Raw genomic sequence first — 17,261 nt, 5'->3', positions numbered from 1 at the left:
CGCAGCGCGGTGACCGGCTCCTCCTCGTGCAGGGTCCACCCTCGCCGTTCCTCGGATCGGGGTCGGAGCTGCCGATGGGTCCTGCAACCGACGCCCTCACCAGGAGGACCACCGCATGACCAGTACGACGTTCAACGCGCGATCCACCAACCGCTACCTGGCCGACAGCCTCAGCACCGCCAGCCCGGCGGCCCTGCTGGTGATGCTCTACGACCGGCTCGTCCTGGACCTGCAGCGCGCCGAGGAGGCGCAGCTGGCCGGGAACCGGGGGATCGCCCACGAGAACCTCGTGCACGCACAAGCCATCGTCCTGGAGCTCGAGTCCAGTCTCGACCCGGAAGGCTGGGAGGGGGGAGCGGGCCTGAAGGCGATCTACGCCTGGCTGCTCACCGAACTCCCGCTGGCGAACGTGTCCGGTGACGCGTCGCGGACGGGAGCCTGCCGGGAGATGACCGCCGAACTGGCGGAGGCGTGGCGCCAGGCCGCGCTGGAACACCTGACCGCCGCGGCCGGTGGCAGACACGGCACGGCATGAGGAGCCAGGAGCGCACTTCCGACTCGGCAGCGCCGGCGACCCGACAGCGCTGGGACGGCAGCTGGGACGGCAGCTGGGACGCCGCCTTGCGCGCCGTCGAACTGGACGTGGACCAGGCCGAACTGCTCATCGCCCGCATGCACGACGGGCACGAGGTCAGCCCGGCACCACCCGCCGCGGACTGGGTCGCACCCGCTCTCCTCGAGCCGTTGCCCGTCGAGTTCGCGGAGCGGGCCCGCGCACTGCTGCGACGGCAGCAGGACGTGAGCCGACGTCTGGCCGAGGCCATGGTCAGCGCCCGTGTCCAGACGCGGGCTCTGGGCAGGTTCGAGGAGTCCGAACGACCACCGGTCTTCGTCGACCGGGCTCTGTGACAGAGGTACGGGCACAGGCAGGTAGCGTTCTCACGGCGACCCCCGCAGGAAGGACGGCGTCGGGCGCCGACGCGGTCCGGACGCACGATCGAAGGATGTCCATGGTTCTGCTCACGGCGTGTCTCGTCGTCCGCGACGAGGCGCCCCGCATCGCGGCGACCCTGGCGGCCCTGGAGCCCCTCGTCGACGAGATCGTCGTCCACGACACCGGCTCCCACGACGACACCCCCGGCATCGCCCGGCGTGCGGGGGCCACGGTTCTGCGGGGGCAGTGGCGCGACAGCTTCGCTGAGGCGCGCAACGTCGCGCTCGCGGCGGCCCACGGGGACTGGGTCCTCAGCGTCGACGCCGACGAGACCGCCACCGGGGAGCCGGCAGCCCTGCGCGCCCTGCTGACCGGGGCGTCCGAACCGGACCTGGCGGTGACCCTGCACAACCTCCGCGAGGACGACAGGACCTCGGGCGGGGGCTACACGTCCACCGCCGTCCGACTGTTCCGTCGCGCCGGCGCCCGGTGGTCCGGTCGGGTCCACGAACGCGTCGAACGGGACGGAGCGGTCCCCGGTCGAGCGCCCCGGCTCGTCCCCGCGACCCTCCTGCAGCTGGAGCACCACGGCTACGCGACCGAGCAGGTGGTGCGGACGAAAGCGATGCGCAACGGACAGCTGGCCCGGGTGGAGCTCGACGAGCTGGTCGCCGCCGGAGCCCCAGCACCTGAACTCGCCCGGGCGGTATTGAAGGTGGGCCGGGCTGCGGTCGGAACCGGTGAGGTCCAGCGGGCCGTCGACGCGTTCGAGGCGGTGCGCGAGCTGGTACCGGCCGGGGGGACACGTCAGGAGGCGACCGACTACCTCGCACGAGTCCTGCTCGGAGCAGGTGAGGCCGAGCTCGCCGTCGTCCTCGCCGACGAGCTCGAGCAGGCCGGGGCCGACGTGTCGTACTGCCGGTGGCTGCGGGCGCAGGGCCTGGCGCAGAGCAACCGGCCCGTGGCAGCCCTGGAACAGCTCGAAGGGCTGACCTGCATCGTCGACACCGCCGGTCGGCGCCACGACCCTCGCGCGCTGGAGGCGTTGCGGGGGTTGTGCCGGGAGCTCCTCGAGGCCGCGGCACGGGATCGAGCGGCGCACCTGGCCTCGTCCCGAGGCGGCGCCCGGTAGGAGGTGCCGAGGTGCAGGAACCCGGAGCCCGAGCTCAAGCCAGCTGACGCTACGCCGATTGGGTGACGTACCCCTCCCTCACAGGTAAGGCGTCCGATGTCCTCGATCCTGCAGCAGAACCCCGCCGTCCTCGACCGCTCGCCGCGAGCGGCCACCGAGACGATCGTCCTCATGGGTCTCACCCCGGTGCGCGATGCCTGCGGCGAGCTGGTCCACGAGCGGGTCCGCGGCACCACGGAGCCGGATCTGCTGCTCTACCGGGCCGAGGAGGTCGAGGGCGGGGACGACGACGCGCCGGCACCGGCCGACGTCCGTGCCCGCCTCGCCGTCCGTGTGCCCTCCGAACCCTCGTGGCTCCAGGTCACCGGCCTCCTGGCCGACGTCCTGCCGCGCATCGACGGTCTGCAGGCCGCCAACCGTCAGCCGTACCGAGAAGTGCGCAGCATCGGCGCCTCCCCGTTGGAGCACCTGACCGCCGCCTGCGTCAGGCTCGTCCAACCGCAGACGCGCTGGATCGCCGAACCGGTGACGGCGCCGCCCGGAACCGTCGTTCCCGGTGCGACGACGCAGGCCGAGGACCACGCCTGGGTCCAGCTCCTCGGCTCCGGGTTGATCGCGGCCGGCTACCAGCTGGACGAGCTCCCCGAGCGACTCGACGAGCTCGTGGAGCTCGTCGTCCTGGGGCTGGCGGACGTGGTCGTGTTCGAGACCGCGGCACACGCCGCCGACGTGCTCGGGCGTTGCCCCGTGCCGGACGTCGCGGCCCGGGCACGGGCCATCGCGCAGGTGAGACGGCAGCCGGTGGAGATCGTCAAGCTCGTCGTCTGGGACCTCGACGACACGTTCTGGGAGGGTACCCTCGCCGAGGACGGCGTCGTCCGGGTCCCCGAGGAGAACGCCCGCGCTCTCGTGGAGCTCACCGGCCGAGGAATCGTCAACTCCATCTGCTCGAAGAACCACCACGACGCAGCCCTCGCCGTGCTCGCCGACCACGGCCTGTCGGACTACTTCGTGTTCCCCCGGATCGCCTTCGTCCCCAAGGGCCAGGCGGTGAAGCAGCTCATCGCGGACATGGGACTGCGACCGGTCAACGTGCTCTTCATCGATGACAACCCGGGAAACCTCGCGGAAGTCGCCTACTACAACCCCGGCATCCAGACCCTGGACGCCCAGGAGCTGCCGAGGCTGCTGTCCCTCCCCGGTCTCGAAGGGAAACCCGATCCGGACCACACCCGGCTCGGCCACTACCGCCTGCTCCAGGAGCGGCAGGTCGCTCGAGCAGCGGCGAGCTCGAACGAGGACTTCCTGCGGTCCAGCGGGTTGCGCATCCAGTTGCGAGCCTCTCGCGTCGAGGACGCCGACCGCATCCACGACATGATCGTGCGGACGAACCAGCTGAACTTCACCAAGCGACGCGCGACCCGCGACGAGGTCGACGCGCTCCTGGCCGACCCGGCGGGGCGCAGCGCGACGGTCCGGGTCCAGGACGACTTCGGCGACTACGGGATCGTCGGCTGGTACTACCTGCGCCACGGGGTCCTGGAGCACTTCCTCTTCTCCTGCCGGACGATCAACCTCGGCATCGAGCAGCACGTCTACGCTCACCTCGGACACCCGCCCCTGACGGTGGTGGGGGACACGGCCGTCGAGGTCTCGGCCACCGACCAGCTCCGCGACTACATCGTGCTGGAAGAGGTCGAGGAGGCGGCGGCGGGTGCTCCCCGGTCCACCGGGGCCACGGCTGCCCTGGTGCCGGCCGACGCCCGGCTGAGCGTCTTCGCCCTGAGCGCGTGCGACCTCTTCCAGGCGGTGGGCCGGCTCGCCCTGCCGATGGTCGACCTGACGTTCGAGTGCAACACCTTCCGCGGTCGTCAGCGCGGGGTGAACACCGGAACCGAGTACATCCGCAGCTGCGTCGAGATGGGGATCGAGGACCAGGAGTTCTGCCGGGAGAACTTCCTGAACTACCAGGGTTCGAGCGCCTTCGCCACGAAGATCTTCGACCGCCCCTACGACTACGTCGTCCTCGGTCTCCACGACGACCTGACCTTCGCGCAGTACCGTCACAAGCAGCGGCGTGACCTCGTCGTGCAGCTGGACCTGGATCTGCGGGAACGGTTGCGCGGTGCGGGGGCCGCCTCGCACTGGGCTCCCCTCGTGGACGGCCACGACGCCGGTGAGCTCGAACCAGGTGCCACGTGGGTGCGTGAGGAGTTCGACGACGAGGGCTTGATCACGCCCGAACGGCTGCAGGAGAACCTGACCTGGATCCTCGAGCGACTGCACCCCGGGACCCGGCTCCTGCTGACGACGGCTCCTGAGATGCCGTACTTCCGCTCCATGGCGCCGGACTTCCCCCTGATGCGGGAGCGCGCAGTCGTCCTCAACCGGGCGGTGCGCGACTTCTGCGCGGTCGAGCCCCGAGCTCACGTCGTGGAGATGAACGACGTCGTGTTCGATCGGAACCACGTCACGGACTACGTCATGCACCTGACGGCCGAGCGTGGGCACGCCCTGGCGCAGAGCATCCTCGAACAGATCGCCGCCCACCCGAGCCAGGTGCTCGACCGTCGTTCTGCGCTCGGCATCGGCACGCGTCCGATCGCGCTGTGGGACCCGAACCCGAACCGGGTGGGTGCCGTCGCGCGCGTGATGGCGGGGGCAGGCATCGCCCCGGCCGTCCTGCTCGGCCACGACGGGGGGACCGCGGACGCCTCGGCCTTCGTGCTCGCGGTCTGCGAGGAGGACGACGACCGCATCGAGCGCACCCTGGACCGGTCGGGGTGGGTACCCGTCGACGACTACCGGGTCGCCCGACCGTGGGTCTTCTCGCCCGACTGGCAGGAGCAGTCCGCCTGACCGGTCGTCCCGTTGGTCCGGGACCCTGCTCACCGGTGGGACGGGGGTCGGCCTCCTCCGGTCCGGTGTGCCCTCTCCCGCCCCGCAGGCAGACGCCGTCGGCGTACCTCGCCACGAGTGACGCGGAGCGCTCGTCACGTTCAGTGCTCACCACGGTGACCGGTGGACCCCTCGGGTCCACCGGTTCGGCCGTTCGGGGCCGGTGAGGGTCCTGCGCCTCGCCGATCGTCACGTTGCGTGACGGGAAATCATGGGACGCGACGGTCGGGTGAAACCGGAGGCGAAGCTCAAGGGCGCCTTCCACGCAGACGATGAACGGGGTGCAAGCCGCTCCGCTTGCCGGAGCAGGCCCTCTCACTCCGCAACTGCAGCAGGCCTCCCAGATCACGGAAGACACAGGAGAAACCCCATGCGCTCCACCTCCACCAAGACGACGCTTCGGATGGCGGCCGTCTTCACCGGTTTCGCGCTCTCGGCCGGTCTGGCGGGCCCCGCGTTCGCCGCCGCCCCCGCCGCCGCCCCCTCCGCCTTCGGCGCGGCTGTCGCCTCGGCCGACGCGCCCGCGCCGTCCACGGACGCGAAGATCACGCGCCTGTCCACCACGACCGGTCCGCAGGCCGGCGGCAACAAGGTCGTCGTCTTCGGCACCAACCTGACGACCGGCTCCGGCGACGACCTGGCCGCCAAGGCCGTCACCTTCGGCGACGTCGCCGTCGCCGCGGACGCCGTCAAGGTGCTGTCCGCCACGGCTCTCGAGGTCACGGTCCCCGCGGCCGTCTCCGCCGACGGCAAGGACGCCGCCAAGCTCGCGGTCCTGGTGAAGGTCGGTGGCAAGGGCGACTTCAAGTACAACTACACCCAGGCCGCCCCGACGATCTCGGAGGAGGCCGCGGACGAGGACGGGTTCTCCCCCGACTACGGCTCGCTCGCCAGCACCATCAAGGGTGAGGGCTTCGAGCCCGGCACCACCAAGGTCCTCGTCGGCGGCAAGCCCGCCAAGGCCACCGTCACCGTCGTCAAGAGCGGCGACGACAGCATCCTGTTCGACGCCCCGGCCGGTCTCACGGGCATCCAGGACGTCCTCGTCACCACCAAGGGCGGCACCGCCTACGCCGGTTTCGTCGACTACGAAGCCGTCGCCCCGGCCTTCACGACCGACGTCTCCTCCGGCCTGACCACGCTGGCGACGACCGTCACCGTCAAGGGCACCGCCCTCGACCTGGTCACCACGGCGACCCTGAACATCAAGGACAAGGACGACAAGGACGTCAAGGTCCCCGTCGCGGTCAAGAAGAACGTCGACGCCACGACCAAGAAGGTCACCAGCCTCACGCTGACCGTGCCCAAGCTCGCCGCCACGATCAAGCTCAAGGACGCCACCGGCGTCACGGGCGACCTCGTCCTGAACACCAAGTACGGCAGCAGCACCAGCGGCGACGACTCCAAGTTCGAGTGGGACGCGCCCGAGCAGGCCACCGTCTCGAAGATCGAGCAGGCCGCCGGCGCCACGGGCAAGACCAAGTTCACGGTCACCGGTGAGCACCTCACGGGTCTGGTCAGCATCACCCTCACGCCGCGCACCGGCGTCCTGGGCAAGACCACGCCCGTCACGGCCTCCCTGGTGAAGGTCGCCAGCGACACCTCCGCCACCTTCGAGATCCCGACCCTGGCGGCCGGCAGCTACGACGCGGTCGTCAAGACCACGGCCGCCACCGACTCGGACAAGTTCGAGGTCGTCTCGGCCGGTCTGCCCGCCACCCTGACGAAGGCCACCTACACCGAGACGACCGTGGGTGCGGACAAGAAGCCCGTCCCGGCCCGCGTCACCCTCGGCGGCACCAACCTCAGCAACTCGCTGACGGCTCGTGTCTACCTCGCCAGCACCTCCGCCGACGACCTCGCCGACGTCGAGGGCGTGGCCGTCAAGGCCACCGCCGTCGGTGCGGCCACGATCGACCTGGCGGGCAACCTGCCGGCCGGTGACTACAAGGTCGACGTCAGCATCGACGGGAAGACGTGGGGCACCGCGACGACCTTCAAGATCGCGGCCCAGACCCTGACGAAGGTCACCGTCGCCGACAAGCTCGTGACCTTCGAGGGCACGAACTTCACCAAGGCCACCGTCGCCCGCGTGTTCGGGAGCGACGCCACGGACGACGAGAAGGGCGCCGGCGCGGTCTTCACCACCTTCGGTGCGGCCAAGTCCACGCTGACCCTCTCCGAGGCCCTGACCCCCGGTGACTACACCGCCGAGGTCAGCCTCGACGGCAAGACCTGGGTGGCGAAGGACTTCACCATCGCCAAGCCGCTGGCGGTCTCCGACGTCGCCTACGACGGCAAGGTCGTCACCCTGACCGGCGACAGCTTCGACACGGTCACGGCCGCGACGCTGTTCAAGGGCACCACCGACACCAAGGCCGCGTGGGACAAGGCCAAGGGGACGTTCACCCTCGGCGCCGACATCACCGCGGGGACCTACAAGGTCACCCTCAAGGCCGGCACCACGGTCGTGACCAAGGAGTTCACGGTGGCCGCTGCCCCGGCGCCCGCTCTGGAGACTGCCGACTACACCCCCGGCTCGGCTGACGCCGACGGCGGGATCTCCTTCACCGGTACGGACCTGCCCGCCAACGTGAAGGTCCGCTACTACCTGAAGTCCGACGGTGCAGCCAAGGCCGTCGAGACCACGGTCGCGACCCAGGACGGCACCGACGGTTGGATCAAGACCTACGACTACACGGACGCTGACGCCAAGGACCTCGCCAGCGGCGTCTACGTCCTGCAGGTCTGGGACGGCGCCAAGTACGCCGAGGCGGGTGTGGAGTTCACCGTCAGCGCGTGATCCCCGTGCGACCCGCCGTGACCTCACGGTGAGTCCTCGCTGACCACCGAACGCCCCGGGAGCACCCGCTCCCGGGGCGTTCGGCGTTCACGAGTCCCACTGCGCCAAATGTGCTCTTCGGCGGTCGCGAGGCTGGGTGACCAGGTTTCCGTCCTGCCGGTCTGCCGGGAGGACGACGACCAGATCGCCCGGCCGTGGGTCTTCTCCCCAACGGGCAGGAACCGCGCGGGTGAGGCGCAGATGTCAACACTGCGTAAAAGGTGTGTGACACGCGAAACGCTCCGCCTCTCCCGGTCGATGGTTCACCCGAGGGCGCGGACAGGCGCTCGCACCGACCGACGGAGCTGATGTTCGTGACCACCTCCCGCACCACCCTCGCCGCCTGCCTCGTCCTGCAGGGCGCCGCGGACACCGCGACCCTCGCCCCTGCTCTCGAGCAGGACCTGCGCGGTCTCGTCGCTGTCGCCGACGAGGTCGTCGTCTACGACACCGCCGACCACCTCACCCCCGGCAGTGCCGCCTTCGAAGCGACGCTGCACCCGGCCGTCACCGTCGTCTCGGGTTTCTGGGCCGACGACCGCGAGCGGGCGCAGGAGGCGGCGCTCGCGCACGTCGGCGCGGACTGGGCGCTGTGCGTGCTGGCGGGGGAGCGGGTCACGACGGCACCGGACCTGCTGCGCGACCTGCTGCAGCGTGCGGTGGACGTGCCGGCGATGTCGGTTCGCGTCGACGACGTCGTGCGCGGCACCCACCGCTCGGCGCGGTTGCTGCACCGGGGTTGCGTGTCCTCCGGTGCGTTCACCGGTGCGGTCGCCGAGGTGCCGAGCTCGGTCCTGACGGTGCACCAGCCGGTGGCCACGACCGCGCGGGTGCCGGCGCAGCGCGGGGTGTTCGACCGGGTCTGACCCCGGGAACGCTCCCGCGGTTAGGCTGGCGCGCACGAACCCGAGGGAGGTGTCCGCGTGACGGAGCAGGTCGCCGAGCCGTACGTCACGGCCGGGCGGGTCCTGAGCTGGGACGAGTACGAAGACCTGCCGGAGGACGTGCGGGCGGAGTACATCGACGGGCAGTTGGTCGTGAGCCCGAGCCCGTCCGGCCGACACCAGAAGATCGCTTTCCGGTCGCAGGTGCTCTTCACAGCGGCGCTGCCCGCCACCCACGACGTGAACGCAGGCTGGGGCTGGAAGCCCGGCCGCGACGAGTTCGTGCCCGACGTCATGGTCTACGACCGCGCGACGGCGGAGGCCGGCTCCGACGCCCGCTTCACCGCCACCCCGGACCTCGTCGTCGAGGTCCTCTCGACCAACCGCGGGGACGACCTCCTGCGCAAGATGGCCAAGTACGCCGCGGCGGGCCTGCCCCGCTACTGGATCGTCGACCCGCGGGCGCAGACCCTCACCACGTACGCCCCCATCGACGGGGTGTTCGCTCCCACCGCCGTCCACGGCCGCGACGCGGTCGTCGACCTGGACCTGGGCGCCGCCTCGGTGCGCGTCGACGTGGCCGCCCTGCTGGGCTGACCCACCCGCGGTGTCACTCCGGGGGTGGTTTGCGCGCCGACCGCCCGAGGATGCTGGCCGGGGAGAACGGCAGTCGTCGCGGCTGGAACCCCCGCGCGCGCCGTCGCAGCCAGGCGGCCTGCCGGGCGGCGAGCAGCGCGGCCCGGCGGGCGGCCCGTTCGTCCGGGACGCGGTCGGGTTTCACGCGGTCCCCGCCTCCTGCAGCGCCTCCCGTGGGACGGCGTCGGCGCGCGGAGCCGGGACCGTGGTGACGGGGCGGTCGGAGAACCATGCCGCCTCCATCCGCACCGCGGCGACGAACCCCGCGACGACGAGCACCAGGCAGCACACCACGACCAACACCCCGTACAGCCCTTCCGTGGACGACGAACCTCCTGCGGCGACCCGTGACCGGGTACCGCTGGACACCGTCCCGCCGTTCCCGCCCGCACGCATCCGGAAGGTACCCCGGGCAGCGGGTGCGGGAACCCGTTCGGCGGCGTAGCTTCACGGGCAGTCGGGACGTGGCTACTGCATCCGACACCAGGAGCCCACGCCGTGTGCCACGACCCGCTGGACCGGCTCACCCGCACGCTCGTCGAGCACGTCCGCGACTCCTTCGCCGGCTACCCCGACGTCGACCTCACCGTGGCCACCGAGGACGGGCAGTTCCGGGACTGGCTCGAGACCGGTGCCCGCGCCCCCGGTGCCGTGGCCGTCGGCGTCTGCACCCGGCAGGACCTCACCGGTCCTCTGCTGCACGCGGTCGAGGAGGTCCGGCGCGGGGGCGCGGTCCTCGTGGTCTGCGACGTCGGCTCCACCACCCCCCTGGACGTCGTGGCCCTGCGCGGCGTGGACCTCGTGGAGGTGCGGCGCGCGTCCGAGATCGCCGGAGCGGTGGCCGAGTCGACGGCCGGTGACGTGCCGCTGGTCGTCGACGTCCGGCTCGAAGGCGCGGACGTCACCGACGTGGCCCGCGGCCGGTCGTGAGGCCTCAGTCGCCCGAGACCGAGAAGTGCTGGTAGTCCTTCAGGGACGACCAGTCCCCGCCCCAGGAGAACCCGTGCTCGGCGAACGTCTGCACGACGGCGTCCCCGGCGACCACGACGCCCGGGGCGGGCCGGCGCTCCAGGAACGCCCGGCCCGCCGACGGCAGGACGGTCGTGCCCTTGACGTACGGGTTCTCGACGGGGTTCAGGTCGATCGCGGTGCCGTAGGAGTGCTCGGAGAACCCCGAACCACCGGTCGTGGCCCGGCAGTTGAACGCCGAGGTGTTGTCGGCGGCCATGGAGGCGTCGTCCGAACCCCCGTACGCCTCGACGGGCTGCATCCTCGTGACGAGGAAGCGCTGGGCGTACAGCCGGGCGAAGACCGCGACGACGTCGGCCGCGACATCGGCGTGCACGACGAGCCGTCCGGTCGCCGGGTGCCCCGCCGGGTCGACGTAGCCGACCGCGACGGAGCGCAGGTCCGCGGGCCCCACGGGGCAGCCGGGCCGCCACGACGCCGACAGGTCCGCGGCGGTGACGGGGGAGACCGAGGAGGTGAACGGCGGGACGGGCGGGGTGCGGACCTGCCGGGCGCCCCGGTCCAGGACGGGACCGGTCAGCAGGAGGGGGAGCACGGCGAGGGCGACGGAGCGTACGAAGCTCATGACCGCACGGTAGTCGTCTGCGTCGCGACCACGAGGCGTCCGCCGGTCAGGTCGTAGACGCGGTCGGCCCGCTCGACGCCCTCGGTGCGGTGGGCGAGCAGCAGCACGGCCTGCTCGCCGCGCGCGTCCAGCAGGTCGGTCACCAACCGGGTGCCGGTGGCCTCGTCCAGGCCCTCGGACGGTTCGTCGAGGACGAGGACGCGCACGTCGGCCAGCAGCGCCCGGGCCATCGCCAGCCGCCGCCGCTCCCCGCCCGACAGCGGGGCGCCGCCGTCCCCGAGCCGGGAGTCCAGCCCGTGCGGCAGCGCGGCGAACCAGTCCTCGAGCCGGACCCGGCGCAGGACGGCGAGCAGGTCGGCGTCGGGCGTGCCGGGCGCGGCCAGCAGCAGGTTCTCGCGCAGCGACGTCGCGAACACGTGCTCGTCGTCGCCGACGCGGCCCACGACGGAGCGGACGTCGTCGCCGGCGAGGGCCGTCAGGGACACCCCGTCGAGCAGGACGTCGCCGGCGGCGGGGTCGAGGAACCGTTGCAGGAGCGCGGCCAGCGTCGACTTCCCTGAGCCGGACGGCCCGCGCACGGCGACGACGTCCCCGGAGGTCAGGTCGAGGTCCAGACCCCGCAGGCACGGCTCGCCCCAGCCGGCGACGACACCGCGCAACCGCAGGGTCGACCCCGCAGGGAGGGGCTGCGGCGCAACGGGTTCGGTCGCGGCCGGGGCAGTGGCCAGGAGCGTGGCGGCGCGGGCCGCGGCGCGGCGGGCCCGCTCCCGTGCGCGCGCCGCGTCCGGCAGGACGCGGGTGGCGTCGGCGACGGTGATCCCCGCCAGGACGGCGGCGGCGACCCAGGCGACGGGACGCGTCGAGGCGTCGGCGCCCCACGCCAGGCCCAGGACGACCAGGCCGGTCCCCGCGGCCCCGAGGGCGGCGGTCGCGGCGACGGCCCGGGCCCGGCGACGTTCGGCGTGCGCCAGGGCGGACTGCCGGCGCCACAGCGTGTCCAGCGGGTGCACGGCCCGCAGGGTCTGCAGGTCCTCGACGGCGTCGAGGGTCTCGACGGTCGCCGCGGCGAGCGCACCGACGTCCTCGCGGTGCGCGGCGTCACGACGTTCGGCGGTTCCCGCGAGCACGGGGGCGACCACGACGGCCAGCAGCAGACCCGGGACGGCGGCCAGCGCCAGCCGCGGGTCGAGAGCGGCGACGGCGGCCAGGGCCAGGAGCACGGCGACGACGGTCACGGTTACCGGGTGGCGGTGCCGCAGGATCCCGTCGACACGGGCGTCGACGTCGTCGACGAGCTGGACGAGGAGTTCTCCCGAGCGCCCGGACCGCTTGCGGGACAACGGACCCGGCAGGCGCGGGACGAGCGAGGCGACGACGTCGGAGCGCCAGCGGGCGAGCCGGGAGAACGCGTCGTCGTGGCTGAGGAGGCGTTCGGCGTAGACGAGCAGGGGGCGGGCGGTGGCGCTGGCGCGCACGACGACGGCGGCCACCGACAGGGTCAGCACGGGGGGCCGGCCGGCGGCGGTGACCAGCAGCCACGTCGCGGCGGCGGTGAGCGTGGTGGCGGCCAGGACCGCGGCGATCCCCGTCGCGACGGCCAGCGCCCCCTTGCCCCGGCCCCCTCCCGGGCGCCGGTCGAGGGCTCGGTCCGGGGTCGAAGGCACACCTCGGGCCCGGCCGGACGGCGTGTCGAGGGCGCGAGGTGTGCCTCGCGCGGGAAGGGGGGCGGCGGGCAGGGGGGCGGGGCGGGTGAGGGTGGTGGTGCGGTCGGCGGCGGCGAGCAGGGCCGGGCGGTGGGCGACGGCCAGGACGGCGACGCCGTCCTCGTGGGCCAGCCGCTGCAGGGTGGCGACGACGACGGCCTCGCCGGCGGGGTCGAGGTGGGCGGTCGGTTCGTCGAGCACGAGGGCGCGGGCGCCCAGGTGCGCGGACAGGAACGTGCGGGCGAGCGCGACGCGCTGGCGCTGCCCGGCCGACAGGCCCGCGGCGTGCTCGCCCAGGGGCGTCGCGGGGTCGAGGTCGGCGGCCGCGGCGTCGGCCAGCGCCCGGGCGAGCAGGTCGTCGCCGGCGTCGCGCCCGGCGCGGACGGCGTCGGCGACGGTCGCGGCGTGGGGGAACTCGGGCCGTTGCGGCAGGTGCGCCGTCGCGTCGGGGTGCCCGACGGAGCCCGCGTCGGGGACCAGGGCACCGGCGGCGACGCGGGCCGCGGTCGTCTTGCCGGCGCCGCTGGGACCGGCCAGGACGTGCAGCTCGCCGGGCGCGACGTCGAGGTCGAAGTCCTCGAGCACGGCCGAGGCGTCGGCGCGCCGGACGCTCACCCCGCGCAGCCGCAGACCGTCGGCGGGACCGTCAGCGGGCGCGGGCGCGGGCGCGGGCAGCGGGGCGCTGAGGACCTCGTCGACGTCGTCGACGACGGAGGCGGCGTCGGCGGAGTCGTGGAACCGGGCACCGACCTCGCGCAGGGGCCGGTAGGCCTCCGGGGCCAGCAGGATGACCAGCAGGGCCGTGCGCAGGTCGAGGGTGCCCCCGGCCAGCCGCATGCCCGCGGTCACAGCGACCAGGCCCACCGACAGCGTCCCGACGAGGTCGAGGGCCGTGGAGGACAGGAACGCCACCCGCAGGACGGACAGCGTGGCGCGGCGGTGCGCGTCGGTGGTCGCGGCGACGGCGCCGACCTGGCGCTGGGCGCGGCGGTGGGCGCGCAGCGTGGGCAGGCCGCGGACGGTGTCGAGGAAGTGCGCGGCCAGCGTCCGCTGGGTGCGCCACTGCCGGTCGGCGCGGGCCTGGGTGGCCTTGCCGAGCAGGACCGCGAAGACGGGAACCAGGGGCAGCGTCAGGAGCACCGTGACCGCGGACTCGAGGTCGTTCAGCGCGAGCAGCACGAGCACGGCCGGGGGCAGCAGCACGCCGGGCACGAGGGCGGGCAGGTAGCGGGTGAACCAGCCGTCCAGCGCGGGCAGCCCCTGGGTCAGGACGGCGGACAGCCGGGCGCGGCCGAACCGCTCGACCCAGGCCGGGCCGAGGTCCAGGGCCCGGGCCAGGACGCGGGTGCGCAGGTCGTCGCGCACGGCGGTGGCCGTGCGCTGGGCGAGGCGCGCCGCGGCCCAGGAGGTCACGACCCGCCCGGCCACGGCCCCGGCGAGCAGGCCCAGGCCCTGCGCCCGGCCGTGCCAGAGCCCGGTGACGAGGTCGGCCAGGGCCACGGCCTGCGCGACCAGCAGCGCGGCGGCGACGGCCTCGACGGCGGCGGTGGCCGCGATGCCCGCCCGCGCGGGCCGGGCGTGCCGCAGCAGCCGGGGGTCGACGGGACCCCTCGAGCGGCGGGGCTGGGGTGGACGCTGGCCCGAGCTCACCGGCTCACGCGCACCCGGCGGCGGGCGGCGGGGAACCCGGTGGCGACGCGGCGGCGGAACACCACGTACGACCAGGCCTGGTAGGCGATCACGCCGGGCAGGATGACGAGCCCGGCGGCGGTGATGAGGTGCAGGGCCCCGTCGGAGGCGGCGGCCGCGCGCAGGGTCACGTCGCCGGCGGGGGACAGCGTGGAGCGCAGCAGCACCCAGGAGCCCTCGCCGAGGTGGGCGGTGAACACCGCCACGACGGTACCGGCGACGGCGGTCGTCGTCGCCGCGAAGGCCAGGACCTCCGCACGGCGCCAGGCGGCCACTGCGGCCAGGGCCGCGAGGGCGGCGCCGGCGGCGACGACGGCGTGCCCGGCCGCGATGAACACCGCCAGGGCGATGACCACGAGGACCGGCGCGGTGGCGACGGTGAGGTGGCGGGCCCGGGCGCGCAGCACGCCGGTGGTGCGCAGCGACAGGAACGTCGCACCGTGGACGGTGGCCAGCAGGACCCCGGCGAACCCGCCGAGGACGGCCCAGGGCCCGAACAGCGGGGCCAGCGAGCGGGTCAGGCCGCTGCCGTGGACCTCCCCGTCGGGCCCCAGGGCCAGCCCGGAGGCCAGGACGCCCAGGACCGCGCCCCACGTCCCGGCCAGCAGCAGGGAACTGGCGGCCAGGAACGCGTCGCAGCCGTTGCGCCAGCGGGCGGTGTCGTGCTTGCCGCGGAACTCGATGGCGACGCCGCGCACGGCCAGCAGCAGCAGGATCGCGATCATCGGCAGGTACGCCCCGGACAGCAGGGCGGCGTACCAGTCGGGGAACGCGGCGAAGGTGACGCCGATCGCGGCGACGAGCCACACCTCGTTGCCGTCCCAGACGGGCCCGACGGTGCGCACGGCGGCGCCGCGCTCGGCCTCGGTGCGCCCCAGCAGCGGGCCGAGGAACCCGACGCCGAAGTCGAAGCCCTCCAGGACGAAGAACAGCACCCAGGCCAGGACGGTGACGCAGTACCAGAAGACGGGCAGGTCCAGCCACGAAGTCATCGCGGTCTCCTCAGTAGCTCGGGGCGAACTCGTCGTCGGCCTCGCCGGCCTCCTGGGCCGCGGGGGCCGGCATCTCGGGCAACCCCTTGCGCACCAGGCGGACCGCGAGCTTGACCCAGACGTAGGCCAGGGCGCCGTAGACGAGGGTGAAGGCGACGAGGCTGGCGGCGACCTCGGCGGTGGTCAGGCCGGGGGAGACCCCGTCGGCGGTCTTGAACAACCCGAACACCAGCCAGGGCTGGCGGGCGGTCTCGGTGAAGATCCAGCCGAAGGAGTTCGCGAACAGCGGCAGCAGCGGCAGCAGGCCGACCGACCACAGCAGCCCCTGCGCCAGCCGCGGGTCTGGATCCAGGACCCTGGCCTTCCGGGTCACCCACAGGTGCACGAGGGCGACGAGGGCGGCGAACATCCCGACGCCGATCATCAGCCGGAAGCTCCAGAACGCCACGGGCACCCAGGGCGTGTAGTCGCCGGGTCCGAACTGGGCGGAGTAGGCGTCCTGCAGGTCCTTCAGGCCCAGCACCTTCGCGGTGAAGGACCCCTTGGCCAGGAAGGACAGGAACCCGGGGACCTCCAGGGAGAACGTCGGGTCGTCCTGGCCGACGGGCGCGTAGGAGAAGATCGAGAAGGGGGCACCGCTGGTGGTGCGGTACAGCGCCTCGGCCGCGGCCATCTTCATGGGCTGGACCTGGGTGATGACCTTGCCGAGGGTGTCGCCGCTGAGCGAGACGGCCGCCCCGGAGACCAGGGTGAACCAGGCCCCGAACCGCGACAGCGTCCGGAAGGCGGTGAACTCGGCCGAGCCGCGGGCGTACTGCCCGCGCAGCAGGTGCCACACCCCGACGGCCATCACGAGGGCGCCGCCGGCCATGAGCGCACCGGCGTAGGTGTGGGGGAAGGCGGCGAGGTTGAGCTCGTTGGTCAGCAGGTCGAAGAAGCTGCCCAGCCTCGCGCGCCCGGTCGTGGCGTCGACCGTGTACGCCACGGGGTTCTGCATGAAGGAGTTGCCCGCGAGGATGACGAAGGCGCTGATCGCGGTGCCGATCGCCACGACCCAGATGGTGGCCAGGTGCACGAGCGCGGGCAGCCGGTCGCGGCCGAACCACCACAGGCCCAGGAAGGTGGCCTCGAGGAAGAAGGCGAGCATCCCCTCGATGGCCAGGGTCGGGCCGAAGACGTCGCCGTAGAAGCGGGCGAAGGCGCTCCAGGACAGCCCGAACTGGAACTCCTGGACGAGGCCGGTGACGACGCCGACGGCGAAGGTCGTCATGAGCAGCTTGCCCACCAGCAGGGACAGCCGGCCGTAGGTGTCGTCCCCGCCGCGGGCCACGCGCCGCACGTGGGCGGTCTGCAGGATCGCGGTGAACAGCGCCAGGCTGATCGACAGCGGGACGAAGAGGTAGTGGTACAGCGTCGTCACGGCGAACTGCAGGCGGGTCAGCGCCTCGATGGTCACGGTCGGTCTGCCTCTCCACGGCACGTCTACGACATTCCGTCGTACTACGACCAACTGTAGTACTTCTGTACGTAGTACGACGGGTCGCGTTCGCGGGTGTGGTTGACGTAACATCCAGCCGTGGCCCTGGGAGAACTCGAACGCGACGTCATGGACCGGCTGTGGGCGGCCAAGGAGCCGCTGACCGTCCGCGAGGTCCACGAGCAGCTCGCCGAGCACCGCAAGATCGCCTACACCACGGTCATGACCGTGCTCGACCGCCTCGCCAAGAAGCACGTCGTGCGCCAGGAGCGCGAGGGCCGCGCCTTCCGCTACACCCCCGCCGCCACCCGCGAGCAGATGGTCGCCGAGCTCATGCTCGACGCCCTCGGCGGTGTCCCCACCGTCGACGACCGCCAGGCCGCGCTCGTGCACTTCATCGGCGGCGTCTCGCCGGCCGAGGCCGCCGCCCTGCGCGAGGCCCTCGACGCCATGACGGGCACCGACACCCCGTAGGTTCGA

General features: G+C 73.1%; 15 protein-coding genes. 9 read left to right on the top strand and 6 right to left on the bottom strand.

Annotated elements, in window-relative coordinates; all coding sequences use genetic code 11:
- Positions 1-115 precede the first annotated feature (115 nt).
- The 7 genes from fliS (at position 116) to CLV37_RS02400 (ending at position 9,287) form a co-directional block, all read left to right on the top strand.
- The gene (gene fliS / locus CLV37_RS02430; protein ID WP_106206586.1) at positions 116-535 is read left to right on the top strand and encodes a flagellar export chaperone FliS; all 420 of its coding nucleotides are present in this window, start codon (positions 116-118) and stop codon (positions 533-535) included.
- A complete protein-coding gene (locus CLV37_RS02425) occupies positions 532-909 on the top strand; it encodes a hypothetical protein (RefSeq protein ID WP_146149268.1) in 378 nt (125 codons plus the stop codon). The genes fliS and CLV37_RS02425 overlap by 4 nt, the downstream gene beginning before the upstream one ends.
- A 95-nt stretch (positions 910-1,004) precedes the next feature.
- Entirely contained in the window at positions 1,005-2,066 is a 1,062-nt protein-coding gene (locus CLV37_RS02420) for a glycosyltransferase family 2 protein (RefSeq protein ID WP_106206582.1), read from the top strand.
- A gap of 96 nt (positions 2,067-2,162) precedes the next feature.
- The gene (locus CLV37_RS02415; protein ID WP_106206579.1) at positions 2,163-4,925 is read left to right on the top strand and encodes a hypothetical protein; all 2,763 of its coding nucleotides are present in this window, start codon (positions 2,163-2,165) and stop codon (positions 4,923-4,925) included.
- A 409-nt stretch (positions 4,926-5,334) separates the two neighbouring features.
- Entirely contained in the window at positions 5,335-7,767 is a 2,433-nt protein-coding gene (locus CLV37_RS02410) for an IPT/TIG domain-containing protein (protein WP_146149267.1), read from the top strand.
- A 353-nt stretch (positions 7,768-8,120) separates the two neighbouring features.
- Positions 8,121-8,672: a glycosyltransferase family protein gene (locus tag CLV37_RS02405; protein WP_146149266.1), complete on the top strand. Its 552-nt coding sequence runs from the start codon at positions 8,121-8,123 to the stop codon at positions 8,670-8,672.
- 57 nt (positions 8,673-8,729) lie between these two features.
- Positions 8,730-9,287, top strand: coding sequence for a Uma2 family endonuclease (locus CLV37_RS02400; RefSeq protein ID WP_106206571.1), 558 nt, complete (start codon positions 8,730-8,732; stop codon positions 9,285-9,287).
- A gap of 13 nt (positions 9,288-9,300) precedes the next feature.
- Here the strand turns inward: CLV37_RS02400 and CLV37_RS27355 are convergent, their stop codons facing one another.
- Both CLV37_RS27355 and CLV37_RS27350 read right to left on the bottom strand, forming a co-directional pair.
- Positions 9,301-9,471, bottom strand: coding sequence for a hypothetical protein (locus tag CLV37_RS27355; RefSeq protein ID WP_170127009.1), 171 nt, complete (start codon positions 9,469-9,471; stop codon positions 9,301-9,303).
- On the bottom strand, positions 9,468-9,629 hold the full coding sequence (locus tag CLV37_RS27350) for a hypothetical protein (RefSeq protein ID WP_170127008.1): 162 nt from the start codon (positions 9,627-9,629) through the stop codon (positions 9,468-9,470). Before CLV37_RS27350 ends, CLV37_RS27355 begins: the two co-directional genes overlap by 4 nt.
- 195 nt (positions 9,630-9,824) lie before the next feature.
- On the opposite strand from CLV37_RS27350, the gene CLV37_RS02395 reads away from it, so the two are divergent.
- Complete coding sequence (locus CLV37_RS02395) at positions 9,825-10,256, top strand: hypothetical protein (protein ID WP_106206570.1); 432 nt, start codon at positions 9,825-9,827, stop codon at positions 10,254-10,256.
- A gap of 4 nt (positions 10,257-10,260) precedes the next feature.
- On the opposite strand, the gene CLV37_RS02390 is transcribed toward CLV37_RS02395, so the two are convergent.
- From CLV37_RS02390 to CLV37_RS02375, 4 genes are read right to left on the bottom strand one after another with little or no spacing between them, the layout of a single operon-like run.
- Positions 10,261-10,920, bottom strand: a complete 660-nt coding sequence (locus CLV37_RS02390) for a M15 family metallopeptidase (protein ID WP_106206568.1) — start codon at positions 10,918-10,920, stop codon at positions 10,261-10,263.
- Complete coding sequence (cydD, locus tag CLV37_RS02385; protein ID WP_106206566.1) at positions 10,917-14,273, bottom strand: thiol reductant ABC exporter subunit CydD; 3,357 nt, start codon at positions 14,271-14,273, stop codon at positions 10,917-10,919. The genes CLV37_RS02390 and cydD overlap by 4 nt, the downstream gene beginning before the upstream one ends.
- Positions 14,270-15,304 (bottom strand): cytochrome d ubiquinol oxidase subunit II, encoded by a 1,035-nt coding sequence (gene cydB, locus CLV37_RS02380; RefSeq protein ID WP_106206564.1) that lies wholly within the window; start codon positions 15,302-15,304, stop codon positions 14,270-14,272. The genes cydD and cydB overlap by 4 nt, the downstream gene beginning before the upstream one ends.
- A gap of 10 nt (positions 15,305-15,314) precedes the next feature.
- Entirely contained in the window at positions 15,315-16,760 is a 1,446-nt protein-coding gene (locus CLV37_RS02375) for a cytochrome ubiquinol oxidase subunit I (RefSeq protein WP_106206562.1), read from the bottom strand.
- A 120-nt stretch (positions 16,761-16,880) separates the two neighbouring features.
- Here CLV37_RS02375 and CLV37_RS02370 point away from each other — a divergent pair, with 120 nt between their 5' ends.
- On the top strand, positions 16,881-17,255 hold the full coding sequence (locus CLV37_RS02370) for a BlaI/MecI/CopY family transcriptional regulator (protein ID WP_106206560.1): 375 nt from the start codon (positions 16,881-16,883) through the stop codon (positions 17,253-17,255).
- Positions 17,256-17,261: the final 6 nt, after the last annotated feature.

The organism is Kineococcus rhizosphaerae (assembly GCF_003002055.1).
Lineage (GTDB): Bacteria > Actinomycetota > Actinomycetes > Actinomycetales > Kineococcaceae > Kineococcus > Kineococcus rhizosphaerae.
This window is presented reverse-complemented; position numbering and strand designations above follow the sequence as displayed.